Genomic DNA, 9,225 nt, shown 5'->3' on the forward strand with positions numbered 1-9,225 from the left:
TGCTGCCCCTTTAGCCCATCCCGAGGGGGAACACGGTGGCAAGACACGATCGTGAGGATCCCCACTCTCTCGAGGACCAGCTCGCCTGGCTCGATGCGATCAAGGAGATGCCCGACGAGGTGGACATCGCGGTCAGCGCGGTGACCTCGGCGTCCTTGGCGCCTGCTCCGGTCACGGAGCCGGAGGTGCCTTCACCGTACCCTCAGGACCCCTGGCGTTCGGTGCCGTCGGAGCCCGCCTCCCAGGCGCTGTTCCGTACGGCGACGGATCCCGCGTACGGCGCCACGGTGGTCGTCGCTCCGGCCGACGGGGCAGCGGACACCTCTGGATCGTCCGCCGGCTTGTCCGGGTCTTCCGGTTCTGGGGGTTCGGGGCTTCCGGGGCTTTCCGAGGACGGTGGGCTGTCCGGTTTCCCCGGTACGCCTCCGGCCGGCCTCGGGCGGGGCCCGCTGTTCCAGGACTCTCCCGTCGACACCGACTCGTTCAATGTGGGCGCGTTCGGGGAGCCCGAGGTCCGGACTTCTTACAATGAGCACCACACACAGCCGGTCCGGTTCCCCACCGGGGAACACCGCCTTGAGGACCTCCCGTCCGACGAGAGCGGATCCGAGGAGAGCAGGACAGAGGCGTCCAAGTCCGACGAGCCGGTGCGCGGGTGGCTGGAGCCGGCGGTGCCGGTCGTCGAGACGGATGGATCTTCCAGCGCGGGGTCTTCCAGCACCGGGACTTCCGGTTCGTTGAACTCCGGCACCGGAACTTCCGGCCTCTCCGGTTTCGGATCATCGGGTTCCGGGTTCTCCGGCTCCGGAGCTCCTGGTTCCGGACTCTCCGAGTCCGGGGCTTCCGGTTCTGACAGCGGGACGCCCTTCTCCGGCGGACTGCTCGGTGCGGTGACCGAACGCTTCACCGGGCCCTTCCCGGAGGAAACGCCGGTCGAGGAGCGCACGCCGTACGAAGGGGAGCGGTCGTTCGGCGGCTCCTTGCACGAGGAGACCGGCGGTCAGTCTTTCGGCGGTTTCTCGCGTGAGGAGACCGGCGGTCAGTCCTTTGGCGGTTTGGGCGGGGATCTCCCCTCCGGTCAACCGTTCGGGGGGTCCCTGCGGGACGATTTGGCCCCTGGACAGCCCTTCGGCGGCTCCTCGCGTGAAGGTTTCGGTGGCTCTCCCCATGAAGAGGCCGTGGGCCAGCCGTTCGGGGGGTCCCTGCGGGACGACCTGGCCCCTGCGCAGCCCTTCGGGACGGTCCCGAGCGTGGATCCGCTGCCGGACCGGCGATCGGACGGAACCTCGCGCGAGGCTCCGTCCCCCACCTCTTCGGAGGATCAGGGCCTGGAGGAGCGTGAGCCGTACCAGCCTCGCCGCAGGCAGGCTCCGGCGGTTACCACCTTCGGCGCTCCCGGGCGTACAAGCGGGGCGAAGGCGGGAGGCAAGCCGTCCGCGGACAGCCTCGACCCGGGCAGCCTGCTCAAGGGCCGCAGGAACGCTCCCGCGCGCGGATGGCGCCGGTTCGTCTACAAGGCGTCCGGTGGATGGATCAAGCCGGGCGAGGCCCCGGACGTCCGGCGCCGGCGCGAACTGATCTCCCGCGCCCGCACCCCCGTCGCCACCGGGCACCACAGGGTCGCCGTGCTCAGCCTGAAGGGTGGTGTGGGCAAGACCACCACCACCGTCGGGCTCGGGGCCACGCTCGCCCAGATTCGCGGTGACCGCGTGATCGCCGTGGACGCCAACCCCGATCGTGGAACGCTCTCGGACAAGGTCGAGCTGGAGACCTCGGCTACCGTGCGCGATCTCCTCAACGAGCGGAGCCAGATCAAGCGGTACGTCGACATCCGGGCGTTCACGTCCCAGGCGCCGTCGCGGCTGGAGATCCTGGCGTCCGATCGCGATCCCTCGGTGTCGGAGGCGTTCAGCGCGACCGACTACCAGGCCGTGGCCCAGGTCCTGGAGAACTTCTACTCGATCTGCATCACCGACTGCGGCACCGGACTGCTCCATTCGGCGATGTCCGGAGTCCTTGATCTGGCGGACCAGTTCGTGCTGGTCAGTTCCCCGTCCGTCGACGGAGCCCGGGCGGCCTCGGCCACCCTCGACTGGCTGGAGGCGCACAACCACGCGGAACTCGTCAGGGCCGCGACCGTGGTGCTTTGCAGCGTACGGCCGCGCTCGAAGTCGGCTGTCGACCTTGACCGGCTGGAGGGCCACTTCGCGGCCCGCTGCCGGTCGGTGATCCGCGTGCCGTACGACCCGCATCTGGAGGAGGGCGCGGAGATCGATTTGGACCGGCTGCTGGAGCCGACCCGGGAGGCGTATCTCCGGCTGGCCGCCGCGGTGGGCGACGGCTTCGCCGGGCCGCAGGCGATTGCGGAGCGCCGGTACTCCGAGATCCCCGACCAGATCTGACCCGATGCTTGGAGATCGTCTTTTGTCGCGGGCACCCGGCGCGTGGTGAGAGACTATGGTGATGTTCCGTGCCTTTGGGCATCGGCCAGGAGAGCTCGCCTAGTGGACGATGGCGGCGGTCTTGAAAACCGCTAGGGGCTTGACGCTCCTCGTGGGTTCGAATCCCACGCTCTCCGCTCCCACCTCCGAAAACGGCGTCTGACCAGCGGTTTCGCTCTGGCCAGGCGCCGTTGATCGTTTCGGAGGTGTGCAGCCGGATGCCACCGTGAGCACCTCTCGGCCGGTAGTCGCGGAATATATGCGGAATGATGTTGGTCGCGTTTCCCCAGGTCGGCCCGGAAAGCGGAAGGGCTCCAGTGTCGGGAGCCGCCACCCCGGCGTTGAGCCATAGACTCACGGCCACGTGACGCAGTCCGTACGGCCCGGGCCGCGACCAAACTTTCCCTCGCTGCCGGTCAGCCACGCATTGGTCGCTGTTGTCGGTCATTCCCGTTGCAGAGCACTATCGGTCAGTGTGCCCTCAACGATCCCGCTGAAGGCGAGCGACTGTTGAGCACGTCCATCATCTGCTGAGCGCTCTCAGCCGTGCTAGCGGGGATGCCAGGGTTGGAACCCGTCGAATTTGAGCCCCGGACACCGTCCGGCGCGTAGCTTGTAGTCCGTCGCTAACATGCTGCTGAGCCGTTCCTCGAGCTCGCCCCAGTCCACCAACGGCGCTGCGTCAACTCGGAGACCGATCAACGCTTCCGATCAGCGAGCTGGGCCGGCGTGTGGCACGGTCACCGCCAATAGCCTGCCGTCCCCAAGGTGGAGCCAACCCCGACCAGGAATAACAGGACTGCTGATGATGGAGTCCCCGGTCTTGAGGCCGATCAGATCGCCGGCGTTCCGCGTTTGGGGGGAAAGAAGGAGGCCACGGTGGGCTCTCCAAACCCCGTGCAGCCAATAAAGGCTTGACTGGAGCTCATTTTCATTTCCGCCGAGGACCAGCGCCATTCCCTTGTCAAAACCGTGCTGCAACACGTCCGACAGCAAGCGCCGGGCATCGCATTTGTCTAAGATCTCCGCGTCGTCCATAACGACGACGACTGGTTCCTCGCTCGACGCCACCGACAGCGCCTCCTTGAGTTCGTCGTGCCCGATGTTGCCCTCGGCAAAGCAGGCCACCACGCCGTCCCGATCAGCCAATTCCCTCAGGGGAGACGGCCTAGGCGCAGCCAGTACGACGCGGGTGCCGACTTCGAGCAGCGAGCGCGAGATGTTCACGAGCGCCGTTGAGCGGCCAGAACTGGCTGGCCCGGCCACGACGAATGCCGGAGCCGTGCCGCATGCCAGGTCAGGGCCATACACGGTCAGGCCGTCGTCCCCAACACCGGCGAGCGCCCACAACATTGACGCCGCCTGATCGCGCATTGCCCATGCCTCGTCGAAGCTGATGCGAGATGGCATAGCGTCAGAGCGCTTTTGCCTCTCCAGCGCATCATGGGACGCGTCCCAAAGGCCGAGCAGCAGGATGTGATCCTGTGGCATCAGGTGCGCTGCGTGAGAGAATGCGACGAGCGCCTCACGTGTGGGCAAATCGTCATGGGTGTACCAGTGAATCCATGCATCAGCGGAAACCCCCGTTCTCTCCTCCATATTAGTGAAGGACCACTTCCATTTCAGCCTATGTTCGTCAAGAACGTTACGCAGCCTAACCAGCTCCGATCGTGCCGGAGAGGGCTCAACCTCGAATTCCCTGCTCTTCACGCCGTAGAAAGTTGCGTTCGCTGGCCGTTGCTCCTCTATCGCGTTAGCCATATTCGCGAATCCCTTACTGCGGCGGACCACGCCAAGGAACACTCTCAGTGCGTCTTTGTCGTTCCACAGAGCCTGTGCCGCGTTAATTATCAGCCCTTTCAAAGACTCTTCCGCATAGTTGAACTGCGCAGCAGCGGTGTGGTCAGAGCTAGTAGGCGTGTCGGGGCCGCCCCGCGGTACTTGTGCTGTCTTCCCATTTGTGCCCTCGATGTCCTGCATCCACAGGTCCTCGAAAGCTTTAGGCACGCTACGCGCGTCATCATCGCTGCTAGGTTCCGTGGAATCTTTTGGAGGGCGTACCGATGCTTGCGTAATCGTTTCCTTGACAGCCTGCTTCCAAAGATCCTTAATTCGATCGAATTCGCTGTCTGCGTCGTTGCGTCGAGCCGCCTTGGTCAGGGCGGGGACGATCATCTCGAGTCGGCCCCACGGCGGAAGCTCCGGCTTCTGAAAGGCATCCAGCACTGCCTGATGGCTCACGATCCAGTAGCCCTGCGCATCCTGTCCGATTCGGTCGCGAATAGTTCGCGCTGAGGGAAGCCCTGCATCCAGTCGTAAATCGTGGAGCTCATCGTTGAGCTTCTTCAAGGAGGGCTGGGCAACGAGGTCGGGTCGCTTCCACGGTTGTGCTACCGCCATTACTTCTCCTTAGCGATTATGCGTCAGATTCTGTAAATCAGATACCCCAACACCTGTAAGCATCATCGGTGGAGTCGGTCACGCATCGTCACATTGCGGCTGCTTTTGGTCGACGGCGTCAGTGGTTGTCTTGGATTGTCAAGGCTGTTCATTTGGCCTCCACGCTTGTTGCACACCAGTTGGCATCACGCGGAAGGTAGGTCCAAATGGAACAGATCAGCGTTCGTCTCGTAGTCCTCCTGTTGGTCGGGGTCCTCGTTATCGCCCTGACCCTGTATGTACCCGAGGTCGGGTCCGCTGTGCTAGGAGCCACCGAGGTGGTGGCGGTACTCGATCAGCTCACGACTCGTGAATGACTGGAGGTACTTCGCCTAGCTCCACAAATCCCTGGCCGCCGCAGGACTGCGCCCATTACCGCAGGCGCGGCTGCCTCGAACAGCTTCGAAGACCGACTAGGGACTAACACCTAAGTCGGCCAGACCGTAGAATCCCATGCTTTCCGATTACCACACGAAACGGCGCCTGACCAGGGGTTTCCCTCAGGTCGGGCGCCTTTGATCGTTTCGGGGTGTGCAGCCGGATGCCACCGTGAGTACCTCTCGGCCGGTAGCCGCGGAATAGATGCGGAATGATGTTGGTCGCGTTTCCCCAGGTCGGCCCGGAAAGCGGAGGGGCTCCAGTCCCCCGGAGCCCCTCTACTCTGCGTCTCTCATAGGGCCAGCGCGCCGTCAATGCGATGGTTCGCCTGCTCTGTGCCGCCGTCGATGCATTTCGCGTAGACCTTGAGGAGAACGTCCACTCCGTGCCCCGCCCGCTCGGCCACGTCGGGAGCCGCCACCCCGGCGTTGAGCCACAGACTCACGGCCGCGTGGCGCAGGTCGTATGGCCGGGTGGCCAGCGGAGAGGCGACCTGTTCGGGAGTCAGCGCGAGAGCCCGCGCCGCCTTCCACGTGTCGCAGTACGTCCCGATGGAGATCACTCCGCCGCGCGAGGTGCGGAAGAGTCGCCCGTCGTCATGAACGCCGAACTCCTCGATGTGCTCGCGGAGAATCGCCACCAGTTCCGGCGGGATCGGGACAGGACGGCCCTCGTCCTGGGCACGATGCTTGAGCCCCCGATCGTCGTGAGCCTGCCCGCTGTTCGTCCACTTCTTGTTGGCCTGCGGCTTGGACTTCACCAGGATGAGGCGACCCCAGCCGGTTTCCGGAAGGTGGCAGTCCTGCTTGCGGAGGCCGAGGGCTTCCGCAGGTCGGAGACCGCCGAAGTAGAGGCACGCGAAGAACGCGCGGAGGTGACGCCCACGAGTAAGGCGACCCACGTACGTCACCGCCGTCAGGAGCTCACGCGCCTGCTTCGGATTCACCACCACGCGCCGATCAACAACCTCACGAACTTTCGGAGGCTTCCATGCCTTGACCTTGTCGATCGGGTTGGCCGGCAACTCTTCCAGGTCCACCGCGTACTGAAGTGCGTTGTAGAAGACGGACCGCTTTCGGGCGATGGTGGTTGCCGCTGCGGCTCCACCGTCGAGCCGGAGCGTCAGCGCATCGAGGCCGAGCCGTACGTTACGAACCTTGGCCAGGTCCGAGACGTGAAGGGAATGCCGATCGAGCCAGGAGAGAGCCCTACGGATGTCTTCGGGCTGGCTGAGTTCCCGGCAGGCCGGGGGCAGGGCGTATTGCCGGAGCGCTTCCCGTAGGACAAGAGGATCCGGCGCGTCGGTGGCGTCATTGTTGACGAGTGCCGGGGTCACGGTGGCGAGGGCATCCGTCAAGCTGTCGCGTGTCTTCGCCGCAGCATGGGGCCACTTCATATCGATGTACGCAAGGGCGAAGGCGAACCACGTGACTGCGGCCTTGATCTTGACCATGGACGTTGGGAGGCCGGTGGCGAGGTCGAATCCCTCTCCTCGTTTCGCTGCCTGCCGCAGATCGGACAGGAAACTCTCGGCCAGGGCTTTCGTTCTGAGTGTCTTGGATTTCTCCCGCCCGCTCACCTTCCAACGGACGACATAGGACGGAGTCTTGCTGGAGGCATTCCGGCGGATGTCCCAGAACTTCACGTCATAGGAGGTGTTCACGCGACCTCCCGGAGGGTTTCCAGCCAGGTCGCGAAGTCGCTTCGCCAGACGCGAAGTTCGCCGTTCGGGAGCTTGATGCATTTGGGCGCGTGGCCGAGTTCGCGCCAGCGGTAGAACGTCCGCCGAGAGACGCCGCCGAGTTCGTCGAGCATCTCGGGCAGGGTGAGGAGCTTGTCATTGCGTGTCATCAGGCATCACCCCCGACCGGCGCGGACAAGGGCGGTAAGGCGGTGCCCGTCAGGGCGGCGACGAGGAGGGCGTCACCGGCGGAGAGTCCCTGTCCCGCGTACTCCCAGTGCGCGATGACGAGGACGGTGTCTTCCTCGAAGAGAGGGAACCGTCCCGTGGTGATCTGCTCGTCGCGCATGTGGTCAGCCCGAGCGGCGCGCAGGGCGCCCAGGGTGGTCGAGTAGCGGCGGGATTTGGTGGAGAAGTGGCCGCGGAAGCCGAGCATGTGCGCCCACTGGATCAGCCGCAGGTCGGCCAGCTCCTCCAGCGAGCCCAGTCGGAGACATTCGGCGATGAGCCGCCGGGCGTGCTCGCGGACGGGAAGCGCGGCCAGGTCGTCGAGGAGTTGGATACGACGGTCCAGGGTGCCGACGCATTCGGCGGCCTTGGTGGCGTACTTGGCGATGTAGGCGGCTACTGCCTGTTCGGTGAGTTCGCCGTTCATGGTGATCTGCCGGACGTCGAGCTGATCACCCCAGCGGAGGACCCGCGCCGGTTCCCCAGCAACCGCGGGGATAGTCACGGTGACGACGGAGGCGGCGTGCCGTACGGCGTCGGCCAGCGCGTCAGCGGTTGCCCAGGCGGGAGGTGGCGAGGTGGGTCCGTCTGGGCCGTCGAGGCGAATCACGGCGTGGAAGTGGACAACGCCGCGGCGTTGGTATTCGGCGACTTTGGCGAAGGAGATGACGAGCTGTTCCCGTAGCTCTTTCAAGGTCAGTCCGGCGGTTCGGGCAAAGCGCCGGCGAAGGGCTTCGGTGAACCGTCGCCACAGCTCTGGAGCGGTGGCGTTAAACAGCACCGAGCCCGCGTAGTCGCAGCAGTCCGGGCACAGCGGCTCACCAAGGCATGACTCGTCGGCCCCGTGCCGAGTCGTGCAGGACATGACCACGCCGTGCGGGCACGTCTGTGCGTTGCGGCGGGCGTGACACGGCAGAACCTTGCCGTTCTTCTCCGCCCTGGTGTGGACGACACCGAAGGAAGGCGCGGTGAGGGTGACGAACAGGCACGGGTGAGCGCTCACCGTCTCCGAGACGCCTTTCCCGCCCACCAGGCCCGCGCGGACGAGTTGGTAGGTGTCAGCCCGGTAGGTCTCCGCACAGGACGGGCAGCGCGAGGCGCGACGGGTCTTGCACGCGACCCGCAGGACGCCGTTCGGTTCGAGGTGGGTGCTGTAGCGGTGGAGGAGTTCGCCGGTGGCGCGGTCGATGTGTTCGACCTTGCCGCGCAGGTGGACGGGCTGTCGGCAGCCGCCGGTACGGCGGATCTGTGAGGCCCAGCGGGCGTATTGCGGGTGGTGGAGCCGGGCGATGAGTCCGGCCATGGCATGGGTGGTTGGCATGATGGAGCTGTCCCTTCCGGGCTTCGCGGTTCGGATGTGGGATGGCCCCCGACGTGACGGACTTCTTGGCGGTTGTGCGGTCACGCCGGGGGCGCTGAGCTTCAGCGGAAACAGGGGCTCAGCAGAAACCGAGGCCCTCGCAGTGCGGGCAGGTCTCGCCGTGGCTCTCGACGCCGGTTCCTCCGCACCAGCAGCACTGCCAGCGCTTCGGCATGAGGTCGACGGGCCGAGCGTCCTCGTCCGGGGTCACGCGATCCACCTCGTTCCGGTGCGGTCGGGGGCGGTGTCGATGAACACGCGCCAGGAGTACGGGCGACGGTGGCGGTAGATCGGCGAGATGGAGCCGACCGGGAGAATCGCGGAGATCTTGTTGATGGTGTAGGCGAGTTCGGTACGGGTGCCGTCGATACGGATTCGCATGATCAGTTCCTCCTTTCGTGCTCAGGCGGCGGGAGCCGGGGCGGTGGTTGGGGCGATGGGGCCGGACTGGATGCAGCCGTCGTAGCTGCGATCGGCCGCGTGCTGGGTGCGGGCATCCGCGAGGATGGCGGTCGCCTCGTACCGGATCGGGCCGAAGTCGAGGCCGGTCGTGTAGTGGCCGTACGGCAGGTCCGTGGGGTCGATCTCGGTTTCGAGGAGTTCGGCGATGCGGTCGATCTCCGTGCGCATCTCGGCGTCGCTCCCCCGCTTGGCGAAGTGGGTGACGCCCAAGGTGGAAGGGGTACGGGGGATGGGGA

Annotated in this window: 8 protein-coding genes and 1 tRNA gene; 2 read left to right on the plus strand and 7 right to left on the minus strand. The window is 65.6% G+C overall.

What is annotated here, in order from left to right; translation table 11 throughout:
- Window positions 1-35: 35 nt before the first annotated feature.
- Together IMZ11_RS33030 and IMZ11_RS33035 are read left to right on the plus strand one after the other, a co-directional pair.
- The gene (locus IMZ11_RS33030) at window positions 36-2,402 is read left to right on the plus strand and encodes a MinD/ParA family protein (protein WP_228646327.1); all 2,367 of its coding nucleotides are present in this window, start codon (window positions 36-38) and stop codon (window positions 2,400-2,402) included.
- An 88-nt stretch (window positions 2,403-2,490) separates the two neighbouring features.
- Window positions 2,491-2,578: transfer RNA gene (locus IMZ11_RS33035), tRNA-Ser, on the plus strand.
- Window positions 2,579-3,152: 574 nt separating this feature from the next.
- Here the strand turns inward: IMZ11_RS33035 and IMZ11_RS33040 are convergent.
- The 7 genes from IMZ11_RS33040 to IMZ11_RS33065 form a co-directional block, all read right to left on the minus strand.
- On the minus strand, window positions 3,153-4,841 hold the full coding sequence (locus IMZ11_RS33040; protein WP_228646328.1) for a hypothetical protein: 1,689 nt from the start codon (window positions 4,839-4,841) through the stop codon (window positions 3,153-3,155).
- Window positions 4,842-5,550: 709 nt separating this feature from the next.
- Window positions 5,551-6,921 (minus strand): tyrosine-type recombinase/integrase, encoded by a 1,371-nt coding sequence (locus tag IMZ11_RS33045; RefSeq protein ID WP_228646329.1) that lies wholly within the window; start codon window positions 6,919-6,921, stop codon window positions 5,551-5,553.
- A complete protein-coding gene (locus IMZ11_RS33050; protein ID WP_228646330.1) occupies window positions 6,918-7,109 on the minus strand; it encodes an AlpA family transcriptional regulator in 192 nt (63 codons plus the stop codon). The genes IMZ11_RS33045 and IMZ11_RS33050 overlap by 4 nt, the downstream gene beginning before the upstream one ends.
- Entirely contained in the window at window positions 7,109-8,488 is a 1,380-nt protein-coding gene (locus tag IMZ11_RS33055) for a replication initiator (RefSeq protein ID WP_228646331.1), read from the minus strand. Before IMZ11_RS33055 ends, IMZ11_RS33050 begins: the two co-directional genes overlap by 1 nt.
- Window positions 8,489-8,606: 118 nt before the next feature.
- Window positions 8,607-8,738 (minus strand): hypothetical protein, encoded by a 132-nt coding sequence (locus IMZ11_RS45670; protein ID WP_255707440.1) that lies wholly within the window; start codon window positions 8,736-8,738, stop codon window positions 8,607-8,609.
- Window positions 8,735-8,908, minus strand: a complete 174-nt coding sequence (locus tag IMZ11_RS33060; RefSeq protein ID WP_228646332.1) for a hypothetical protein — start codon at window positions 8,906-8,908, stop codon at window positions 8,735-8,737. The genes IMZ11_RS45670 and IMZ11_RS33060 overlap by 4 nt, the downstream gene beginning before the upstream one ends.
- Before the next feature lie 21 nt (window positions 8,909-8,929).
- Window positions 8,930-9,225 (minus strand): hypothetical protein (locus IMZ11_RS33065; protein ID WP_228646333.1); only part of this gene is annotated, 296 nt, incomplete at its 5' end.

It is taken from the genome of Microtetraspora sp. AC03309 (assembly GCF_020826795.1).
In the GTDB taxonomy this organism is placed as follows: domain Bacteria; phylum Actinomycetota; class Actinomycetes; order Streptosporangiales; family Streptosporangiaceae; genus Microtetraspora; species Microtetraspora glauca.

Bases quoted from the DNA above. Each gene is read 5' to 3' on its own strand.
- IMZ11_RS33050 (WP_228646330.1), bottom strand. From the start codon at position 7,109: ATGACACGCAATGACAAGCTCCTCACCCTGCCCGAGATGCTCGACGAA.
- IMZ11_RS33040 (WP_228646328.1), bottom strand. From the start codon at position 4,841: ATGGCGGTAGCACAACCGTGGAAGCGACCCGACCTCGTTGCCCAGCCC.
- IMZ11_RS33055 (WP_228646331.1), bottom strand. From the start codon at position 8,488: ATGCCAACCACCCATGCCATGGCCGGACTCATCGCCCGGCTCCACCAC.
- IMZ11_RS33060 (WP_228646332.1), bottom strand. From the start codon at position 8,908: ATGCGAATCCGTATCGACGGCACCCGTACCGAACTCGCCTACACCATC.